Origin of the sequence: Flagellimonas oceanensis, from assembly GCF_003992595.1 — a bacterium.
Classification (GTDB): Bacteria; Bacteroidota; Bacteroidia; order Flavobacteriales; family Flavobacteriaceae; genus Flagellimonas; species Flagellimonas oceanensis.
This window is the reverse complement of record NZ_RZNA01000012.1, coordinates 1-20,967: the sequence shown is the minus strand read 5'-3', so window position 1 is coordinate 20,967 and position 20,967 is coordinate 1. Positions and strand designations below refer to the sequence as shown.

Here is a 20,967-nt window from a genome sequence, read left to right as displayed (position 1 = left end):
CCCAATTTTTTAATGTTAATGGGAAAAATTGGTTTAGCCTTGAGTTCGTTCCTTTTCTTCGTGCGGAAGATGGTGCGTCAAAGGTTAATGGGCTATTATTTCATGATCCGTAATCAGGCAAAGAAAGGTACGTATTTTCTTGTTACCCGCATTCCTGTCCGTTTTGGTAATAAATTGGCAACATCAGTCTCATTTGCTTTTCAATTTGGTATCTTATTTTGAAACTAAACTATAGAATTGAAAATAACTGAATATATATTTTACAAAAACTGAACTATGAAAAAAATATGGATTTTTGTATTAGCGTTGATGCTAATTTCTTTTGGTTGTGAGCAACCTAACAAGAAAGATGATTCAAAAGAATCGGCTGAAAAACCTTTAAAAAACAATAATGAATTAAAGGCGATGGATATTGGAACCTTAAAATCCGGACTTGGGATGGAAGGAAAGGAAGAAGGTGGGCAATTTAAAGTTACCATTCCGCAAAACGACCTGAATGTAAAGGTTGATGGTTTTAAGATTATTCCCCCGATGGGATTGGGCAGTTGGGCTGCTTTTGCACCAACCTCGGCACAAACTATGGTTATGGGCGATATAGTGGTTACGGAAAAAGACCTGAAACCGGTACAACAGGAAATAATCCAACAGGGATTGACGGTTACGGCGATCCACAACCATTTTGTAAGGAACGAGCCAGATGTAATGTACATGCATATCGGTGGTATGGGAAGCGAAGAAAAATTGGCCAAAAGTTTAAAAGCTATTTTTGATAAGGTAACGGAAATTAGGGGAGCAGACCCGTCCGCCGTAGAAATGTCGTCGGTGGAGAACACGCTGGACACCAAAAGGATTGACAGCATCTTAGGGCATAGCGGGACTATGACCAATGGGGTGTATAAAATCACCATTGGCCGACCCGATGTAAAGCTGACGGAACACGGAGCTCCTGTTAGCACATTCATGGGGTTCAACACTTGGGCAAGTTGGCAGGGCACACCTGAAAAAGCAGCAGTAGCCGGTGATTTTACTATGCTGTCAGATGAAGTAGCTCCGGTTATCAAAGCACTTATTGAGAATGACATTGAAGTGGTAGCGGTACATAATCACATGGTGCACGAGGATCCAAGAATTTTCTTTCTTCATTATTGGGGAATTGGATCAGCCGAAAAATTAGCAATAGGATTAAGAGAGGCTTTGGACAAAACGGGAGTAATTAATGCGGAATAAATTTACACCGGCACCGGTTTCATTTGCCTTTCTTATTCGGCATCTTACAATTGAAAGTAACGAGTTTAAATAAAAAAATCAGAAAAATGGACAGAAAAGAATTTATAAAAAATTCAGCAATTCTTGGAGGAGCAACCATTCTTCCTATAAACAATGTTTTTTCCCAAAGTGTTAATGAAGCAAGTATTGACAAACTGGTAGACAGCAACGGAAACTTTATCCAAAAGCCGTTACCATATAAGAAGACCTTTTTAGAGCCTTATATGGACGAAGAGACCTTGCACTTGCATTATGAATTTCACCACGGTGGTGCAGTCAAAGGTGCCAATAAGGATTTGGAAAATATCAAGAAAAATCTCGACTCCGGTGAAATGGATAGTGTCGATTTGTGGACCAGGAAATTGTCCTATCATTTTTCAAGCCACGTACTACACACTATTTTTTGGACAAATCTCACAAACAAGAAAAGCGAGCCCAAGGCAGAGCTTCTAAAGCAAATAGAAAAGGACTTTGGTTCATTTGATAAACTCAAGTCCTACATAGCAAAAGTTTCTAAAAGTGTAGAAGGCAGTGGTTGGGGAATTTTAGGTTACCAGCCTTATTCACAATCCCTCACACTTCTCCAGTGTGAAAATCATCAAAAGCTTACCCAGTGGGGCGTTATTCCCATATTGGTCATAGACGTTTGGGAACACGCGTATTATTTAAAACATAAAAACAAGAGAGGTGATTTTGTTGATACTATAATGGAAATCATAAATTGGGATAACGTAGCACAACGTTTTGCGAATGCTAAAAAGATTAACTAAGAACTAATTATCGTCAAAGGCAATGTCCAGTGTATCAAATCCCTCTAAAAACCAGGTGTTACCATTCAGCGAGGCGTTAAAAGTTTGGGTAAAAGTAGCCATCCATAGTTTTGGTGGCCCGGCAGGCCAAATTGCGGTCATGCACAAATTTTTGGTGGAAGAAAAGAAATGGATCAGCGAAAACCGCTTTTTGCATGCGCTGAATTATTGCATGTTGTTGCCAGGTCCCGAAGCACAACAACTGGCCACATACATAGGTTGGCTGCTTCATAAAAAAAAGGGCGGATTGGTTGCCGGACTACTTTTTATATTGCCTGGATTTATATCCATACTGATCTTGAGCATTCTTTATGCAGCTTATCGGGATGTGGCTATCGTTGACGCCATATTTTTTGGTATTAAGCCAGCAGTGCTGGCCATTGTAATTGGTGCGGTTATAAAAATTGGCAAGAAAGCCCTTAAAAATGAAGTCATGGTAATTATGGCTGCCTTGGCATTTGTTGCCATCTTCTTTTTTGAGATGGACTTTCCTTACATTGTACTTGCGGCAGGGATAACAGGCTTTCTTGGAGGCAAATTCTGGGAGGAGAAATTTCATGTCATTAAAGGCCATGCGGATAAAACAGAACAGGAAAATGATTATTTAATTGACAGCCATATTCAACAAGTCAAACCCTCATTCAAGAAGACCCTCCAAACGATTTTATTGTACCTCTCTTTGTGGGCATTGCCGTTAATTTTAATCGCATTATGGGTTGGCGTTGATTCCATCTTCTTTAGCGAAGGAATATTTTTTAGCAAAACCGCAGTGGTTACGTTTGGAGGAGCCTACTCGGTTCTTGCCTACATAGCTCAAAAAGCAGTGGAAGATTACGGCTGGCTGAAAAGCGGAGAAATGCTGGATGGTTTAGGTATGGCAGAAACCACACCGGGTCCACTCATACAGGTCGTGCAATTTGTAGGGTTTATGGGAGCTTACCGCTTTGCTGGCACTATGGATCCTCTACTGGCCGGAATCTTAGCTTCCTTACTGGTAACCTGGACTACCTTTATTCCCTGCTTCTTGTTCATATTTACTGGTGCTCCCTATATTGAATACCTCAGAGGAAATAAAAGCCTGACGACTGCCTTATCAGGAATTACGGCTGCTGTTGTAGGTGTAGTACTCAACCTTGGTGTTTGGTTTACCATCCACACACTGTTTGGGAAAGTGAACGAAAGCCATTCACTTGGAATAAGATGGTTAATCCCGGAATGGGAGACTATAAACATTCCTTCATTGGTGATCGGATTGATAGCCGCCTTTGCCTACTTCATCCTCAAATGGAACATGCTTAAAACCATACTCATTAGTGTGATATGCGGCATCCTTTATCATTTCATTTTTTTAAAATAGCAGAATACTCTCGTTCCCATATTTCTACAGAATCGGGTCATAATTTTGTAACGAATTACATTAATAATTGAATATGATCCGAAAATTCAAGCTTATCCTGTTGGCATCTATTCTTGCTGTTTCTTGGACAAATGTACGGTCTCAAACACAACCGACAATTGTACAATTACTGGACACTGCCAAGAAAAATTATCCGGCAATTCTTGCCTCAGCGTCTCTTGAGCGGGCATCTGAAGAGAAGGTAAAATCCACCAGACGATTGTTGGTTCCAGAAGTTTCCGCCTCCACCTACATTAATTATGTTACTTATAACAACATTACCGGAATGTTTTTCCCCGAATATTTTCTACCTGTAAGTGGGCCTCCATCTGCCAGGAATCTAAATGATATGGTTTGGGGGTCAGCTGCCGGTCTGCTCATGAAATGGGAACCCTACACTTTCGGAAGAAGAAATAATGAGATAAAGGCAGCGGAAAGCACCCATGAGGCCAGCACTTCCATAAAGGATCTTACACTTTTAGAGCATAGCGTTCAACTATCGAGTACCTATCTGGATTATCTACTTGCTATGCAAATTCTTGATCTACTGGAAAGTGATCAGGAAAGATCGAGATCAAATTACGAACAGGCTGTGGTCCTGGCTAATTCAGGGCTGGTTTCAGGGGTGGATACTGCACGATTTAGGACGGAGCTTTCCAAGGTGAAAATCAATATACTGCAACAACAAAATACCATTCATGAATATAAAGAGAAACTGTCTGAGTTAATTGCGGCTGATTTGCCAGAAAACCTGGCGGATTCTACCTTTCTTAAAGTACTTCCCAGGTTGCCAGAAGTTTCAGGGGTGATTCATCCAAAGGAAAACCTGGCCATAGCCCAATGGAATGCCGCACAATACCAATTTAAAGCTGAAAAATTAAGCTGGTTACCTACTTTAAGTGTATGGGGCACCGCTTATGGCAGAGGTTCGGGGGTTCAGCTTGACAACAACGGTAACAGTTTTGTCAATAATCCTACTGATGGATTTAATCTGACCCGGTTCAATTATGGCCTGGGTTTACAATTGACTATGCCGCTGACCCAAATCAGCCGATACAAAACCCAATGGAAAGCCAAGGAATGGGAAACTGAAGCTTATAAACAGCAACTTGAAGAAGTGAGACTGACCCTCAATAAACAAAAAACCATAGCTGATAAGGCCTTAGAAACAGCAATGGCTATTGCAAGAGAGACTCCGTACCAGGTTGAGGATGCTCTTTATGCTTACGAAGCCGCACAATCCCGATACCAGGCCGGGTTGATGAGCTTTACGGAACTGATTGAATCCCAAAACGAACTGATTACTGCGGAAATAGAACTACGAAAATCCTATTGGGAAGCCTGGAAAGCACTATTGTATACAGCTGCTGTCAATGGTAATCTGGAAATATTCTTAAATCAATTATAGGAGATGATCAAACTAATAATATCTGCACTGCGAAAACCCATAACCGTCATGGTAACCCTTTTGGCCATCGTGTTTTTTGCGGTATTGTCAATCCGGAATATGTCAGTTGATATATTCCCAAAACTAGGCACCCCCACTATTTATGTGGCCCAAACATACGGTGGTCTTGCTCCTAATCAAATCGAAGGATTTATGACTTCTTATTACGAGTACCATTTTCTGTATATCAATGGGATAAAGGAAGTGGAAAGCAAAACTATTCAGGGCGTATCCTTGATGAAGCTCATTTTTCATGAGGGCACCGACATGTCTCAGGCTTTGGCGGAAGTGGTAGCCCAGGTCAACAGATCCAGGGCCTTTATGCCTCCGGGGACAGTACCTCCGTTCATCACGCGTTTTGACGGAGGGGGTGCACCAGTAGGCCAACTTGTTTTTAGCAGTGAAACCAGGTCATTGGGTGAAATACAAGATCTTGCACTCTTTAAGGTACGTCCAAAATTTGCTTCAATACCGGGTGTGTCAGCCCCCCCCCTTTTGGAGGAAACCAGCGTACTGTACTGATTAAGGCAGACCCTTCCAAACTGCGCAGTTATAATATCAGTCCGGATGAACTCGTCATGGCTATTGCCAAGAACAATACCATTTCGCCTGCCGGAAATATCCGAACTGCGGACAAACTTTTGATTGCTAACCAAAATACGGTGGTCAGCAATATCCAGGAACTGGCCAATATTCCCTTAAAGATGGGCTCCGGGCCCTCGGTATATGTAAAGGATGTAGCTGAAGTACAAAATGGGTCTGATGTTGCATCAGGATATGCCCTGATCAATGGCAGCCGCTCAGTGTACATTCCTGTAACCAAACGAGCCAGCGCATCAACCTGGGATGTGGTGAAACGCATCAAGGCAAGCCTGCCGGAAATGCAGGCTGCTGTGCCGGACGATATTAAAGTGAGCTATGAATTTGATCAGTCGGGCTATGTAATCAATTCCCTGAAAAACCTGTCCTTTGAGGGAGCTCTTGGAGCAGTGCTTACTGGCCTTATGGTACTGCTGTTTCTTGGTGACAGACGAAGCGCGCTAATTGTAATTCTTACCATACCACTTGCCATATTATCGGCAGTAGTGTGCCTTTATCTGGCTGGACAGTCGATCAATATCATGACATTGGGCGGACTGGCGCTGGCAATAGGTATTCTCGTGGATGAATCGACCGTGACAATAGAGAATATCCACCGACATCAGGAAATGGGCAAGAAAAAGGGCCGTGCCATTCTGGATGCCTGCAAAGAAATTGCATTGCCCAAACTTCTTATCCTGACCAGCATTCTTGCCGTGTTTGTTCCTTCCTTTTTTATGACTGGCACTCCCAGGGCCATGTTCTTACCGCTTACATTGGCTGTAGGTTTTGCCATGATTGCTTCATTTCTACTTTCTCAAACAATGGTTCCTATTCTTTCCAATTGGTTTCTGAAAGACCATATTACTCAAAATAAAGAAGGAAAATTCCAACAGTTTAGAAACCGGGTTGTAGGATATACAAAGGGTATTACAAACAGGAGCAAGTGGGCCATCGGTATTTACCTGATAACCACTATTGCCATGCTTGCGGTACTCTGGCAGTCTACTGGTACGGAGATATTTCCAAAAGTCAATTCCGGGCAGTTGCAAGTTCGTTTAAGAATGCCTGACGGAACCCGCATTGAAAATACGGAAAGGAAAACAAAGCAGTTTCTGGAAGTGGTAAACGAAGTGGTTGGTAAAGAAAATGTTGAGATTACATCGGCATTTGTCGGTATCCAACCACCCAGCTACCCGGTCAATACTATCTTTCTCTGGACAGGTGGGCCACATGAAGCTGTTATAAAGATCAAGCTACAGCAGACAGGAAAGCCCCTTGATGAAATTAAAGAAAATATCAGAAAAAAGGTAACAGAAATCATACCTGAAATGCAGCTCTCTTTTGAACCGGCTGACCTGGTTGACCAAGTAATGAGCCAGGGAGCCAACACATCAGTAGAGATAGCTGTTCAGGGCAAAAACCTTTCGGAATCACGTAAATATGCCCAAGAAATAAAGGACAGGGTACAAACCGTATCGTTTATGCGTGATGTGCAATTTGGTATTCCACTTAACTATCCATCCATAGATTTACAATATGACCGTGTCCGGGCAGGCCAGTTAGGCCTAACAATTGAAGACATTAGCCGCTCTGTAACAGCCTCCACCTCTTCCAGTCGTTTCACCCAGCCCAATTATTGGTTGGATGCCGGATCGGGCAATGCATACCAGGTCCAGGTAGAATTTCCTCAATATATGGTGGATCAACCCGATGATGTCGAAAAAGTTCCATTAAAGTCGGAAAACGGGAAAACCGTCTATGTGGGCGATGTGAGTAAATGGGAACCTTCTACCATGATTGGGGAATACGACCGTCTGAACCAACAACGGTTCATTACCATCACCGGGAACCTGCATAATAAAGACCTGGGAAGTGCCATTAAAACGCTTAAAGATGAAGTAAATGCTATGGGTGAACCACCCGAAGGGATGAGTGTTAAATTCAGAGGACTTGCTGAACCGCTCTCTCAAACCTTTGATGAATTGAGTACCGGCCTTTTACTGGCAGTAGCCGTGATATTTCTGCTGCTGGCAGCCAACTTTCAGTCATTCCGGCTTTCCTTCGCAGTGCTATCCACTATTCCTGCCGTAGTTGCTGGTTCGTTCCTTCTGATTTGGATAAGCGGGAACACGCTCAACATTCAATCTTTTATGGGCAGTATCATGGCTATAGGTGTGGCAGTGGCCAATGCCATATTATTTGTTACCATAGCAGAGCATTATCGGAAAGAACAAAAACAAAACCCTCACCTGGAAGGGATAAAGGATCGCCTGAGGCCCATACTCATGACCAGCATAGCCATGATAGCAGGGATGCTACCGATGGCGCTAGGGCTGGGTGAAGGCGGCGAACAAACAGCCCCGCTTGGAATTGCAGTGATAGGCGGATTGTTGTTCTCCGTGTTTGCAACCGTATTCATCTTGCCGTCCGTCTATTGGCAGGTTTCCGGAAGAAGACTTTATAAGAGCCCGTCACTTGATCCAGATGATGAGCAGAGTACATACTTTGAACAGCAATAACTTCAAACCTGAAAAGAGTAAAATTTAAGAATAATGAGAAAATATATAATACCGATTTTATATGCAGCCATCGTTTCAGCCTGTTCAAGTAGTGTTGAAAACAATAAGATGGAAAGCAAAAACGAGTCGTCAAAAAAAGTAGAAACCATAAAGTTAAGCTTTGATAACTCCAGACATACCCTGATGCTTCCTGCGGAATTATTGGCTTTTGAAAAAGCTGGTCTGAATGCCAAAGTACAGGGGTATGTTACCGAAGTGCGGGTAGACATTGGAGATAAAGTAATGAAAGGAGCAGTCCTGATCAGGATAGAAGCACCAGAAATTCAGGCAGCCTATTCAGAAGCGCAGAGCGATGTAGAGTCAGCCAGAGCGGACTATATGAGTAGTGAGGATACGTATACCCGATTGCTAAAAGCTTCCGAAATACAAGGTACGGTCTCAGAATCCGAACTGATTAAAGCAAAAAACAAAGCCATGTCGGACAGCACTCGGCTAAAAGCATTGGATTTTACCGCCAGAGCTAAACGGCAACTCCTTAATTATCTCACAATTAGGGCGCCATTTACTGGGGTTGTAACGCAAAGAAATACAGATCCCGGAAATCTTGTGGGAGATATAGATAACCAACCTTTACTGATAATCGAAAACAACCAAAAATTGCGTTTGAAGCTACCAGTTCCTGAGGCCTTGACCGGAAGTTCCATAGCAGAGGATTCTACTTCATTTAGTGTAGAACCATTTCCCGGAAAAGTATTTAAGGCAGATTATTACAGGCGAGCCAAAAGTATAGATCCGGACACCCGTACAGAGATGTGGGAATTTCTTGTGGATAATCAAAAGGGTAATTTGAATGCTGGACTTTTTGCGGAAGCTCAATTAAGCATCAAACGTCCGGATGGAAGTCTGTGGGTACCTCATAGTGCGGTCTTGACCACCCTCCGAAGAAAAGCTGTGGGAAAAGTAGCGGATGGCAAACTAAAATGGGTAGAAGTCAGCACAGGCATGAAAGATGAAGATATGGTTGAGATTTTTGGCGCACTTGATGAAGGGGATCAAATCCTTCTGCAGCCCAATGAGGAGATGTCCGAAGGTCTGCCTGTAAACTAGTTCCCACATTTCTACAGAATCGGTTTCTATTTTAGGAAAATATGAAAGGACTATTCTTTGTCATAGGTTTACTGATGATTGTAGAATGCAGCATGGCCCAGGTAAGTTTACCAAACACGATTTATGCAAAGTATACAGATGATGCAATTCAGCTTGATGGAAGATTAGATGAACCTGTTTGGGAAAATGCTGTTCGCATAAGCAATTTTACCCAACGCGAACTGAATGTTGGGGAGCCGGCAACTGAAAAAACGGAAGTGGCCATTGTCTATACGGCCAATACCCTATACATCGGATTTTGGGGTTTCGATAGGGAGCCGGATAATCTTGTAGCCCGCGAAATGAAACGGGATTTCAACTGGGGTGTAGAAGACAACTTTGAGGTCATCATAGACACTTACGATGACGACAGAAACGGATTTCTGTTTGTAATCAATCCTAATGGTGCCCGTGCCGATGCGCAGATTTTAAACAACGGTAGGTCTTTTAACAAATTTTGGAATGGTGTATGGGATACCAGAACAGCGATAACGAACGAAGGTTGGTTCGCGGAAATAGCCATTCCTTTTTCTACCCTGAAGTTTAAAACGAATTTAGATCAGCAGGTCTGGGGTATCAATTTTGAGCGCAATATTCGCAGAAAAAGGGAACAATTACTATGGCAGGGCTGGTCTCGTGATTCCGAACTAGAGCTGGTGAACAGGGCTGGTACTTTGACCGATCTCGACAATATCAAAAGTAAAACTTTTATTGAAATCAAGCCTTATTCAATCGGGGGTGCGGAATTAACACCAGAAAAGTCTGAGGGACAACTGAATGCCGGTGGCGACATCAATTACCTTATCACACCTACCCTCCGTATGAATCTGACCATTAATACAGATTTTGCACAGGTTGAAGCCGACAGACAGCAGATCAACCTTACCCGATTTCCACTGTTTTTCCCTGAACGAAGGGAATTTTTCCTTGAGGGACAAGACTATTTTGATATGGGTATGGGAAACCGCATAATCCCTTTTTATAGCAGGCGGATCGGATTAGCCGAAGATCGCTCTACGGTTCCAATAATCGCAGGGGCAAGGGTATTGGGTAAAATGGGAAATACTACGTTGGGTGCTTTGTCCATGCAGACAGCCAGTAGGGACAGCATACCCTCTACCAATTATACAGTTGTAAGCTGGAGGCAGGATGTCTTGAAACAATCTTCCATAGGCATTTTATCTGCCAATAAATACGAAAATGGACGATGGCATAGCACAACCGGAGGATATGGGCTTTACAGTATGTCCGAATTATTTGGTGACAAAAACCTGAATATTGGTGCATCATTCACACAAAACATTAACTCTGATGATTTTGATGCCAGGGCCAATGCTCACCGTATTTACCTGAGCTATCCCAACGATAAAGTTGAGTTTGATATGGCTTGGCAAAGAAGTGCCACCCCCTTCAATCCGGAAGTGGGTTTTCTGCGCAGGGAAAATTTCCAGGAGTTTTATACTGAACTTGAATGGAAACCCCGACCTAAAAACCATTTCAAATGGATACGACAGTTCAGTTTTAAAGGGTTGGACATGAATTACTTCATTTTTGACGACACAGGTGAACTGCAATCATTTTTCTACGAAATCAGACCATTAGGCTTTGAAACACGTAGTGGGGAATCCTTTGAGTTTAACCTCCAAAGGAGAGCGGAAGGTCTGCGAGAACCATTTGAGATTACGGAAGGAATTGTCATTCCTGAAGGAGAGTATTGGTACAACCGTATGGAAATACAAGCCGCTACTTTCAGCGGTCGAAACTTTGCACTCGATACGTATTTTAACTGGGGAAACTTTTTTAAAGGAAAGAGTACCCAAAGTGCTTTTGAGCTATCATGGAGAACAAGCCGTTATCTAAAGATCGCTGCTAACTACGAAAAAAACTGGATTGACTTGCCGGAAGGAAGCTTTGATACAGACCTGATCGGTAACCGTATAGAGTATGCCGTAAACCCGAATCTATTCGGCTCCCTGTTTTCCCAGTGGAACAGTGAAGATGAAGAAGTACTTCTGAATTTCCGTTTGCAATGGATTCCAATTATCGGAGCTGATTTCTTTTTCATCGTCAACCAAGCTTACGACACTTCGGGAAATAGCTGGACACTTGAAAGAACAACTATTTTGGGCAAACTGATATGGAGATTTGTGATTTAAAAAGAAAACTACCAGATACCTGTTTAATGTGGTACAATGTAGGTAATTGATTTTATTTGAAATAGTTAATTCAAGTAAGTTCGCAACACAGATGAGACAATAAATCTTCTCCTTGTAATCCCGAATTTCTACAGAATCGGTTTGTATCATTGAAATGGGTTTTAGTAAGAAATAAAAAAAGATTATTATGCGATTTAAAAATGTATGCTTTGTAATACCTTGTTTGTTATTCGTGGCTGTAACAGTAAGCTGCGAAAACAAGAACCACAATTTTAAAGAAATCAGCGAAGAGGAAATTGAATATGCTGACTTACCGGCGTCTGTACAGACTGCCTTTGAGAGCTCAGAATACAAGGACTGGGAAATAGAAGAAGTAGAAAAAGTTGAAACCGACAAGGGAACTTTATATGAATTAGAACTGGAGAGCCCGGACGATAAACATCTGGAAATCTACTTCGACCAGCAAGGGAAGGTTGTAGCTACAGAGTAGCATGCAGTATGAACAAGGTGTGGTTAGAAATTATTTCATCGTAAAAATCCTGTCCTTTTAGTTATTAGTACGGACAGGATTTTTAGTTAATCAAAACATTTTAAGCTATTCGGATTTTTTAATTACCAACTCATACACACACGGTATGACTATCAAATTGAGTAAAGTGGCTGACAATAATCCACCCAAAATGACCACCGCCATCGGGCTTTGAATTTCACTTCCCGGCTGCCCGCCTTTTAGCGCAAGCGGAATCAATGCCAATCCTGTGGTAAAGGCGGTCATCAGAATTGGGTTCAATCTATCCAAGGCACCAGCTTTAACCAGTTCTATACCTGTCTTACCTTCCTCTCGCAAATCTTCGTAACGGGAAACCAAAAGGATACCGTTTCTTGTGGCAATACCAAAGAGACTGATAAATCCTATGGTCGCCGCGATGCTTACGATTCCTGATGTAAAGTACACAATGAGAATACCACCAATCAATGCCAAGGGAAGATTAATGAGCACTACAAAGGCCAGTTTTACATTTTTGAACTCATAATAAAGTAACAGGAATATGACACCAATTGCCAAAATAGCGGTAATCAATAACAGTTGCGAGGCTTTGGATTCACTTTCAAATTGCCCGCCATATTGTACGCGGTACCCCTCGGGAAAATCGATGGTGGAATTCACCACATCCTCAATCTCGTTCACGGCACTTCGCAAATCCCTTCCCTGAACATTGGCCGCTACCACGATCTTCCGTTGTACATCTTCACGGCTGATGGTATTTGGACTGCTGACCGATTGAATCATTGCCAGTTCGCCCAACACGGTCTGCCCACCATTTGGCAGGCTAATCAAGATGTTTTTAAAGTTTTCCACGTTGTCACGAAAGGGTTTTTCATAGCGTACCACCAAATCGAAATAGCGCTGTCCTTCATAAATCTCACCTGCTTCTTCACCTGCAAAGGCAATATCTACCTGTTCCATTAAATCACCGACGGTCATACCATACGCTGACAAAATGGGACGCTTGGGTTTGATGCGGATTTGTGGCACTTCAATTTGTTGGTCAACCGCCACATCGGCCAGTCCATCGATGGATTTGATGTTCTGTTCTACCTGTTTCCCCAACTCGAACAATCGTTGTAAATCCGAACCAAAAATCTTGATGGCAATATTGGCTCGTGTTCCAGAAAGCATATGGTCGATACGGTGCGCGATGGGTTGGCCAAGCGTGATATTTACACCAGGAACGACGCTCAACTTGGTGCGGACCTCCTCAAAAAATTCTTCTTTTGATTTGTCTTCCAAAGTAAACGGTACATCGATTTCGCCTGCGTTTACGCCTTGGGCGTGTTCGTCCAATTCGGCACGTCCCGTTCTTCGGGTTACCACATCGACTTCAGGCATCTCCAGCAGTAGATTTTCTATTTGCTTGCCTGCCTTATTGCTTTCTTCCAGCGACATTCCCGGTGGTCCAACCACGGCTATCACCAGCGAACCTTCATTGAATTCGGGTAAAAAACTTCGTCCCAATTGGGTTGCCACGACCAAACTTAACAGGAATGCAACGACCGTTACCGCAATCACGGTTTTTGGTATTTTAATAAACCTATCCAAAGTGGAAGCATAGTGTTTTTGCAACCATTGTTCTACTTTGGTGCCTTCGGCTTGTTTTTTGAGCAGTTTTTCCTTGTTCAATAAATACGAGCACAATACGGGTGTTACCGTAACGGCCACGACCAATGAGGTCAATACAGAGGTTACAAAGGCAATCCCGAGAGGTTGCAACAATCGACCTTCCATTCCGCTTAAAAAGAATAAGGGAACAAAAGACACAATGATGATTAATGTCGCAATGATGATGGAACTCCGAATTTCCACCGAACCATCTCGAACGACTGTAATCATCGATTTCCGCTCTGCTTTTGGCAGTCGGCTGTTTTCGCGCAAGCGCTTATAGACATTTTCCACATCGATAATGGCATCATCGACCAATGCGCCAATTGCAATTGCCATACCGCCCAGACTCATCGTGTTGATGGTATAGCCCATCCATTGTAAAATAATTATAGAGACCAACAGGGATATGGGAATGGCCAATAATGAAATGACCGTGGTGCGCCAGTTCATCAAAAAGATAAACAAAATTATTACGACAAAGAATGCCCCTTCCATTAGTGTCCAATTCAAGTTGCTGATTGACGCATTGATGAAATCCGACGACCTGAAGATTTGACTTTTGATTTCTACAGTTTCCGGTAAGGTTTTTTCTAAATCGGAAATGGCGATGTCCAAATCCTCAGTTAATTTTAGAGTGTTGACATCTGGTTGTTTTGAAATGGTGAGGATAACTGATTTATTGCCGTTCAATGAGCCATCGCCAATTTTATCGGACGCACCGATTTGAACGGTTGCCACATCCTTGATTTTAATAGTCTGCCCATTGATTTGTTTTATCACGGCTTCCTGTAAATCCTCCAAAATGTAGGCCCTACCGCTTCCTTTAATGATGTATTGATTTCCGTATTGGTTCACAATACCCCCTGGTGCGTTTACATTGGCTTCCTTTACGTGCTCTACCAATTCTTGCAAGCTCACGTTGTAGTGCTTCAATTTTTCAGGATTGGCAAATACCTGATACTGTTTGTAGTCGCCACCTATGACCACCACGTTGGCAATGCCACCAATGGCTTTGATACGCGGGCGGATAGTCCAATCGGACAGCGTTCGCAGTTCCATAGGCGACAGACTATCGGACGTTACGCCCAATAGCATAATCTCTCCCATAATGGATGAAATGGGTGCCATTGTGGGTGCCCCAATACCTTCGGGCAAGTTTTCACGCACCATCGGGATACGCTCACTCACGATTTGTCGAGCTCTGTAGATGTCCGTACCCCATTCAAATTCTACCCAAACAATGGAAATCCCTGCGGCGGATGATGAGCGGATACGCCTTACATTGGGCGACCCGTTCATAGCTGTTTCCAATTGGTAGGTGACCAATTTTTCCACTTCTTCCGATTCCATTCCGTGGGCTTCCGTTAAGATGGTTACGGTTGGTGCGGTAAGGTCCGGGAACACATCGACATTCATCGTTTTGGCGTAGTAAATTCCCAATACGCTCAATACGATTGCTCCCAACAAAATCATCAAACGATTATGAAGGGAAAATTTTAATATTTTAGTCAACATAAATCTCCTTTTTAGTGGTCGTGTCCGTGTGCCGGTGTGGTACCGGACATTGATGCCATTTTTACCTGATAGGCTCCTGTAGTGACTACCACATCGCCAACTTCCAATCCTTTTAAGACTTCCACGTTTTTACCGTTGCGTTTCCCGATGGTTATGGGTCGTCTTTCAAAACTTTCGCCACCGAGCTGCAGAACTACCGAGTAATTCCCATAATCTTCCAAAAGTGCCGACTCGGGTACCAGCGTGGTTTGCTCTCCATCGCCCATTGCAATCTGAACCTGGGTCAAGCTGCCGTCGGGAACATTTATAACATCGTTTACCTTGGCAAACACGGATATCAACGGACTTTCCCTTTCTACATCTTTTGAAATGGACAATATTTCGCCTTCGGAATCTGAAATGTTTTTCCAATCACCTTTTTCGGTCTGGTACCACATTCCTTTGATGTTTTGCATCGTCAGGCCATAGGTGGGTGCCACCTGTGATTTCAACACTTTGGACTCATCAGTAGCTACACTTATCAAGACAGCGCCTTGGTCCACATAGTCGCCATTGGATACATTCACCGTTCTGATAAAACCATTAAAGGGTGCACGGATTTGCTTGCTACCACCCGAAACGCCCGAAGCGATGGACTGATATTGTGATTTGGCAATCGCATAGTTGCTCTCCACCTTTTCAAACTCGGATTTTGGGATGATTTTGCTCTCGTAGAGTTCCTTTTTACGGTTGTATTCTGATTGGGCTTGTTCAAATTTCGCTTTCGCGGAAGCGACCTCGGCACTCAGATTGTTGTTCGCCAATCCCTGACTGCTCACGTTCAACAACAATTGTCCCTGTCTGACTTCCATACCTTCGGTCAGGTTGGTCGTGGTAAAATTGACCGTCCCGTTGGCCGTGGCTACCATCGTTTTTACAGAACCTTGAGCAGGTTGCCAAACACCCGATGAAATGATGACATCGTAAATTTCCCCTTTTGTGACCTGCGCCGTTTGAAAGTCGATTTTCCAGGCCTGTTCCTTCAAAAAGGAAATGGGTGCCTCTTCACCTGCATTGCCTATCGCTTTTTGGGCTTCCTCCAAATTGGGATAGACCATCACGTCTTTAATCACGATGTTGTCACTGTATTGCGGTGTGGAAAGGTCGAAAACCAATTGGTGTACACCCGCTTCCTTCGGTTGGATGGTGGGTGAAAAAATTCCTGGGGAAGAAGGGTCATCTGCTGTGGTACGCAAACCATTGTCTCCTTTTATCAAGCTGACTATTACCGAGCCTTCGCGTACGGGTTGGTGGTTATCCAAAACTGTAAAGTGTGCGGCAAACCTGCTGGGTTGCCCGACAATCAATGCCGGGAACTCAACAAAGAGTTCGGTATTGTCCGTCCACAATGTATAATCCAATCTCGGGGTCTCCTCGCCTACGTGGCTCCCGTCAGCGTTGTGGGCGTGTTCATCTTCGTGATTCTGTTTACAAGCTACTGCCATAAAGGCAAGCACAATTATTAAATACTTTTTCATCTTTTTCTTTTATTAATGTTGGTGTCCGTCATCATCGTGGGAATGTCCGTGGTCGTCATCGTGACTATGGCCGTGTTCTTCCTTTTGAAGGGTGTCCTGACCTACCGTAAATTCTTCCTGCTTCAAGTCCTCCTGTTCCATATGAGAGCCGTCCGGGTTATGCTCGTGACCGTGGTCATCTTGGGCTTCTTCCTTTTTTGTTTCCCGGCATCCTGTAAGGCTGATTGCTGCCATTACCATTAGTGCCATTAGTATTTTTGATAAATGTTTCATCTTTTTAATTTTTAAAATTGTTATAACTGATGTATTAATAATTGTGCTTGTAAAAGCTGCAACTGTTTTTCCATTTGCAAAATTCTATCGGTGGCGTCCCGATAGAATTGCACTTCCATATAGTATTCCAAAAACGAGTATTCTCCCAAGCTATAAGCTTTAAAGAGCAATTCCTCACTATTTAGGGTTTCTATGGTGTCCTGATATTCGGTGTACTTCTCGAGCAATAATTGGTACTGATTGTACTCTTGTTGTAATTGGGCATACAGCATTTGTTGTACAACTTGTGTGTTGGACTGCTGGTATTTGTAATTGGCTTCTGCCGCTTTTACTTTGTTTTTACTGTTCCACAAAGGAATGGTCAACCCTCCATAAACACCCGAATAGTTGTTGCCGTTGACCCCTTGGTAATTGTAACCCAATGAAAGGTCTGGCAGTATTTTGGTTTTTTCCAACTTCACGTTTTGTTGTGCTGCGGCTTCATAAGCTTTGAGCTCCAAAATCTTCGGATCTTTGGCCAATTTCTCATTCCATAAATCGGCTACAGTTTGTATCTGAAATGGAATATTCAATTGCAGATTGTCCAACCCAAGCGGTTGATTTCCATTTAAAGCCTGCAAAGCTGTTTTTTGATTTTGGATTTCCGCTTCCAGTTGTTCCACCACAAATTGCTCCTGAATCCAAGCTACCTTAGCTTTGTTGAGGTCTAAAATGCCGACTTGCTCTCTGTTAAAAAGCTCTTGCATTTGTTCATACACCTCTTGGCTTTGTTTCTTTCTTTCATCTTCAATGGTTTTTCGCTTTTGAAGTATAAAGAAATCTATTAACCATTTTTTTGCCTTTAGCAGTATTTCCTGGCGTTTTTCGCCATAGGCTGCCTGCAACTGTTCTGCTTTTAGGTTGTTCCACTTGTTACGGGCTGCATATACCGAAGGAAATTCAAAGGATTGTGAGATTTCGAACTCGGTATAGTCATCGGTTTGATGGTCGCCAAAAGGCAGATAGTATCCTGAAAGCTGTGGGTCGGGCAGGTTGTTGCCGCTCTTGTTTTGAAGCTTTTGGCCATCGATAAGAGATTGATAGGCCTTCAGCTCTATATTGTTCTGTTCTATTTCGTTGAGTAGCTCCCCTATATTTCTATCTTGAGAGAAACCAGTAACGAAGAACAGGCATCCGCATATCGCGGACACGATGTATGTATTCATTGTTTGAAAATTTAGGTTTAATCTTGCCTGATAAGAGACAGGCCTGAAATTCAATAGGATTTCTACCTAATAGATAGATAATCCCAAACGATTAACCTAAAGATGGTGGCCCCCGTAAATCGAGGGATGAAAGGAAAGGATTAAAATAGTGATTGGGCGGATGATAAAGCGGCGGGTCGTTGTTTCGCCTCTTATCAATAAAATATAGTTCTTGAAAACCAGAATAGGTTTTTACAACATTCTCATTCGTATCGGTACGGTGTTCAACGATTTGTCTTTCGACAATAATATCGGTTGAAACCGTGGAATGGACGTGCATATCCATAAAGAACCCAAAAAAGCCATATGGTGATTCTTCGTCTTCGTGCGAACCATTATCGTGATGGTGGTGTTCGCCCGTATGGGCAACATCCGAATGGGAATGGGAATGCGAATCCTGGTGCTGATGATGCAGATGCGGAAATGCTTGATGCAGCACCATAAGGCCAAACAGGCCCAAGAAGAAAACTGCTGCTATTTTATTTGCTTTTTGCATCGATTGCAAATATACAAACATTCTGAAAATGTTAAATTTTTAGCTTCAGTCTTTTTTTAATCAAATGTCAGGGTTTCATTAAAAAATCCAGTTTAAGGCACTGGATAAACCTTTTAAAGCTATGCCAGGGCATACACTTCATCGAACAACTTTATATCAAGTCGTTCCTGTTGGCCAAAGCTCTTTTTCAGTACATTGTGCAATACCGAATTAAAGGCATTATAACCTATCCAAAGATTCGGTTCCTCATTGAGCAACAAGGCTTCGTAATTGAGAATTTCAAGAACTTCACGAGACTTTTTAGATGGGTCGCTGTTCTTATCGCTACATTCATAGCAGAACAGTTTCGTTCTGTCAAGAATAGCTTTCACAAATTCCTTGGTATCGATGATTTTAAATTCCTTCATCTTGTCAAATTTCTTGGTAATGGTGTAGAACTCGTTGTCCAAGAATTTATCAAACAGGTTGTTTAACCTTGGCATTATAAGGTCTGTGTTATTCCTACTGTGCTTAATCGAAAACTCGATTTCAGCCTGTGAAACGTGTAGCCCGTTGGAACACACCTTTCGATAGAACCCGAAATGGCCAGAGGTCTTTTCACTACCATCATACGAATTTTTGAACCGAAGCATTGGCAGTATCAAATCCTTATCATTCTTAACCGTAAATTGGCTTTTGTCGTCAATGATAAAGTCGGTGATAAACGACCTATCGTTCTTGTTGATGGTTCGCTTATGATAGTTAAGTCCAGCATCAACCAGCATTAATTCTGCTTTTTTGAAGAACAGTTGGTTTGGAATGTGTCCGTAGCTTTTTGATACCACGTTGACTATTTTACCATTCGAGATGATGGCGTTTTCAAGCCCACGACGGGATTCCATCTGGGTCAAACTTTTCAAGGATTTCATTTCATTGGAAACGAAAATCTCATCTTGTTGCAAATTTTGTAAATACATAGCTTCTGAATTTTTGGTTAAACATTTTGTGATAATAGAGCGTAATACTCTGGATGCTTTTCTCGGTAATAGGCCAGATGGCTTTCGGCACCTTCAATCGTGTAATTTTCCCTACTGGATTCATAATGTGCCTCGGCTTCTTCGACCGAAATCTTCGCTTTTGTTGACATAATGTTGAAATTTTAGTTAAACAATATTTGAGCATCGAACAAACGGAAGCTAAAATCACAGCTCAAAAGGAAACGGAATCGTTACTTAGTCGATAGAAATAATATTGTTGGAACAGATAGAGTTCTAACCTTAAATCAACAGTTCCACTTACTGCATTAGCTTTAGAAACGGAATAGAAGAAATCTACTATTTATATTAAGTACGGTAAGTTATTTGAGCCTAAGCCAGAGAGTATTAAGGGCATAACCCACTAACGATTTAAGCCGCTCAAAGGGAACATTAAAAAGACTTTTAATGAGAATATATGGAATCGACCTCTCCAAAGATAAATTTGACGTAAGCTATGTTCTTGCAGGTGAAGAGAAAAAGAGGGTTGTCAGAAATGACTTTAAAGGTATCTGCAGCTTTTTGAAACAAGTGGAAGATAGTTGCATCCTGGTAGCTGAACATACTGGAAGCTATGGTGACCTGTTAGTTCATCTCTGTTACCAGTTCCAAATTAAAATAGCATTGGTCCCTGGCTACAACATAAAGCACAGCTTGGGATTGCAACGGGGAAAGAGCGATTCAAAGGACGCATACCGTATCAGGAAATATGGTGAGAGGTTTGTGGAAGAATTACGCTTTATGGAACCAAGGTCGGAATCGGTCAAAGAACTTAAGGAACTTTACAGTTTGCGGGAACAGTTGTCAAAGAGCAGGACATCACTTTTGTTGGGACAGAAAACAAGAAAGCACAGTCCTTCCCAGAGCATTGTGGCCCATAGAAGCTATCAGAGAGCGATAGCCAATCTGGAAAATGAAATTGATGCCATCGAAAAGGAAATTGAAAAAATCGTTCAGAACGATTCCGATTTAAATGATAACTACAAGCTTATTACCAGTATCAAAGGTATTGGTCCTGTAATTGCAAACAATCTGATCATCAAAACGGAAAATTTCAAACGTATCAATACAGCCAAAAAGGCTGCTGCCTTTGCAGGGGTATGCCCGTATCCCAATTCGTCCGGGAAAATGTCTATGAAGTCCAAGACCAGCCATATGGCCGACAAAAAGCTGAAATCTCTGTTGTTCCTTGCCGCCAAGACAGCCGTGACACACAATAAAGAGTATAGTCTATATGCAGAACGAAAAAAACTGGAAGGAAAACCCTATTTCTTGATCATGAACAATGTATCCAATAAAATGCTCAGAACTGTCTATGGTGTAATCCAGAGTCGAAAACCATATGATATGAACCATATTTGTAATGATCCAAGACAATTGAATTGAAATATTGAGGATTTTATTTGGTTTTTAATAGAGTATAT

Annotated in this window: 17 protein-coding genes; 10 read left to right on the top strand and 7 right to left on the bottom strand. The window is 42.4% G+C overall.

Annotated features, from left to right (window positions below):
• The first annotated feature begins 276 nt into the window (after positions 1 to 276).
• The 9 genes from EO132_RS03980 to EO132_RS03945 all read left to right on the top strand — a co-directional run bounded on the left by EO132_RS03980 (position 277) and on the right by EO132_RS03945 (position 11,811).
• Positions 277 to 1,227 carry a DUF1259 domain-containing protein gene (locus tag EO132_RS03980; protein ID WP_121847518.1) on the top strand — a complete coding sequence of 317 codons (951 nt, stop codon included), beginning with the start codon at positions 277 to 279 and terminating at the stop codon, positions 1,225 to 1,227.
• A gap of 86 nt (positions 1,228 to 1,313) precedes the next feature.
• Positions 1,314 to 2,036 (top strand): superoxide dismutase, encoded by a 723-nt coding sequence (locus EO132_RS03975; RefSeq protein ID WP_121850579.1) that lies wholly within the window; start codon positions 1,314 to 1,316, stop codon positions 2,034 to 2,036.
• Between the two features lie 22 nt (positions 2,037 to 2,058).
• On the top strand, positions 2,059 to 3,432 hold the full coding sequence (gene chrA / locus EO132_RS03970; protein ID WP_121847517.1) for a chromate efflux transporter: 1,374 nt from the start codon (positions 2,059 to 2,061) through the stop codon (positions 3,430 to 3,432).
• A gap of 73 nt (positions 3,433 to 3,505) precedes the next feature.
• Positions 3,506 to 4,879 (top strand): TolC family protein, encoded by a 1,374-nt coding sequence (locus EO132_RS03965; RefSeq protein WP_121847516.1) that lies wholly within the window; start codon positions 3,506 to 3,508, stop codon positions 4,877 to 4,879.
• Between the two features lie 3 nt (positions 4,880 to 4,882).
• Positions 4,883 to 5,440, top strand: coding sequence for an efflux RND transporter permease subunit (locus tag EO132_RS19660; RefSeq protein ID WP_205780308.1), 558 nt, complete (start codon positions 4,883 to 4,885; stop codon positions 5,438 to 5,440).
• Entirely contained in the window at positions 5,377 to 8,019 is a 2,643-nt protein-coding gene (locus EO132_RS03960; protein WP_205780309.1) for an efflux RND transporter permease subunit, read from the top strand. Before EO132_RS19660 ends, EO132_RS03960 begins: the two co-directional genes overlap by 64 nt.
• Positions 8,020 to 8,052: 33 nt before the next feature.
• Entirely contained in the window at positions 8,053 to 9,126 is a 1,074-nt protein-coding gene (locus tag EO132_RS03955) for an efflux RND transporter periplasmic adaptor subunit (protein ID WP_121847514.1), read from the top strand.
• A gap of 41 nt (positions 9,127 to 9,167) precedes the next feature.
• Positions 9,168 to 11,321: a DUF5916 domain-containing protein gene (locus tag EO132_RS03950; protein ID WP_121847513.1), complete on the top strand. Its 2,154-nt coding sequence runs from the start codon at positions 9,168 to 9,170 to the stop codon at positions 11,319 to 11,321.
• Positions 11,322 to 11,508: 187 nt separating this feature from the next.
• A complete protein-coding gene (locus tag EO132_RS03945) occupies positions 11,509 to 11,811 on the top strand; it encodes a PepSY-like domain-containing protein (protein ID WP_121847512.1) in 303 nt (100 codons plus the stop codon).
• A gap of 105 nt (positions 11,812 to 11,916) precedes the next feature.
• On the opposite strand, the gene EO132_RS03940 is transcribed toward EO132_RS03945, so the two are convergent.
• From EO132_RS03940 to EO132_RS19155, 7 genes are all read right to left on the bottom strand, one after another.
• Positions 11,917 to 15,000 (bottom strand): efflux RND transporter permease subunit, encoded by a 3,084-nt coding sequence (locus EO132_RS03940; RefSeq protein WP_121847511.1) that lies wholly within the window; start codon positions 14,998 to 15,000, stop codon positions 11,917 to 11,919.
• An 11-nt stretch (positions 15,001 to 15,011) separates the two neighbouring features.
• Positions 15,012 to 16,517 (bottom strand): efflux RND transporter periplasmic adaptor subunit, encoded by a 1,506-nt coding sequence (locus EO132_RS03935; RefSeq protein WP_121847510.1) that lies wholly within the window; start codon positions 16,515 to 16,517, stop codon positions 15,012 to 15,014.
• 12 nt (positions 16,518 to 16,529) lie between these two features.
• Positions 16,530 to 16,790 carry a hypothetical protein gene (locus EO132_RS03930; RefSeq protein ID WP_121847509.1) on the bottom strand — a complete coding sequence of 87 codons (261 nt, stop codon included), beginning with the start codon at positions 16,788 to 16,790 and terminating at the stop codon, positions 16,530 to 16,532.
• A 20-nt stretch (positions 16,791 to 16,810) separates the two neighbouring features.
• Entirely contained in the window at positions 16,811 to 17,995 is a 1,185-nt protein-coding gene (locus tag EO132_RS03925) for a TolC family protein (protein ID WP_121847508.1), read from the bottom strand.
• A gap of 91 nt (positions 17,996 to 18,086) precedes the next feature.
• On the bottom strand, positions 18,087 to 18,551 hold the full coding sequence (locus EO132_RS03920; protein ID WP_225621365.1) for a hypothetical protein: 465 nt from the start codon (positions 18,549 to 18,551) through the stop codon (positions 18,087 to 18,089).
• Between the two features lie 98 nt (positions 18,552 to 18,649).
• Positions 18,650 to 19,486, bottom strand: coding sequence for a DUF932 domain-containing protein (locus EO132_RS03915; RefSeq protein ID WP_121847507.1), 837 nt, complete (start codon positions 19,484 to 19,486; stop codon positions 18,650 to 18,652).
• Positions 19,487 to 19,503: 17 nt separating this feature from the next.
• Complete coding sequence (locus EO132_RS19155; RefSeq protein ID WP_162987794.1) at positions 19,504 to 19,656, bottom strand: hypothetical protein; 153 nt, start codon at positions 19,654 to 19,656, stop codon at positions 19,504 to 19,506.
• Between the two features lie 295 nt (positions 19,657 to 19,951).
• On the opposite strand from EO132_RS19155, the gene EO132_RS03910 reads away from it, so the two are divergent.
• Entirely contained in the window at positions 19,952 to 20,929 is a 978-nt protein-coding gene (locus EO132_RS03910; RefSeq protein WP_127136700.1) for a transposase, read from the top strand.
• Positions 20,930 to 20,967 lie beyond the last annotated feature (38 nt).

Bases quoted from the DNA above. Each gene is read 5' to 3' on its own strand.
- EO132_RS03980 (WP_121847518.1), top strand. From the start codon at position 277: ATGAAAAAAATATGGATTTTTGTATTAGCGTTGATGCTAATTTCTTTT.
- EO132_RS03975 (WP_121850579.1), top strand. From the start codon at position 1,314: ATGGACAGAAAAGAATTTATAAAAAATTCAGCAATTCTTGGAGGAGCA.
- chrA (WP_121847517.1), top strand. From the start codon at position 2,059: ATGTCCAGTGTATCAAATCCCTCTAAAAACCAGGTGTTACCATTCAGC.
- EO132_RS03965 (WP_121847516.1), top strand. From the start codon at position 3,506: ATGATCCGAAAATTCAAGCTTATCCTGTTGGCATCTATTCTTGCTGTT.
- EO132_RS19660 (WP_205780308.1), top strand. From the start codon at position 4,883: ATGATCAAACTAATAATATCTGCACTGCGAAAACCCATAACCGTCATG.
- EO132_RS03955 (WP_121847514.1), top strand. From the start codon at position 8,053: ATGAGAAAATATATAATACCGATTTTATATGCAGCCATCGTTTCAGCC.
- EO132_RS03950 (WP_121847513.1), top strand. From the start codon at position 9,168: ATGAAAGGACTATTCTTTGTCATAGGTTTACTGATGATTGTAGAATGC.
- EO132_RS03945 (WP_121847512.1), top strand. From the start codon at position 11,509: ATGCGATTTAAAAATGTATGCTTTGTAATACCTTGTTTGTTATTCGTG.
- EO132_RS03940 (WP_121847511.1), bottom strand. From the start codon at position 15,000: ATGTTGACTAAAATATTAAAATTTTCCCTTCATAATCGTTTGATGATT.
- EO132_RS03935 (WP_121847510.1), bottom strand. From the start codon at position 16,517: ATGAAAAAGTATTTAATAATTGTGCTTGCCTTTATGGCAGTAGCTTGT.
- EO132_RS03930 (WP_121847509.1), bottom strand. From the start codon at position 16,790: ATGAAACATTTATCAAAAATACTAATGGCACTAATGGTAATGGCAGCA.
- EO132_RS03925 (WP_121847508.1), bottom strand. From the start codon at position 17,995: ATGAATACATACATCGTGTCCGCGATATGCGGATGCCTGTTCTTCGTT.
- EO132_RS03920 (WP_225621365.1), bottom strand. From the start codon at position 18,551: ATGTTTGTATATTTGCAATCGATGCAAAAAGCAAATAAAATAGCAGCA.
- EO132_RS03915 (WP_121847507.1), bottom strand. From the start codon at position 19,486: ATGTATTTACAAAATTTGCAACAAGATGAGATTTTCGTTTCCAATGAA.
- EO132_RS19155 (WP_162987794.1), bottom strand. From the start codon at position 19,656: ATGTCAACAAAAGCGAAGATTTCGGTCGAAGAAGCCGAGGCACATTAT.
- EO132_RS03910 (WP_127136700.1), top strand. From the start codon at position 19,952: ATGAGAATATATGGAATCGACCTCTCCAAAGATAAATTTGACGTAAGC.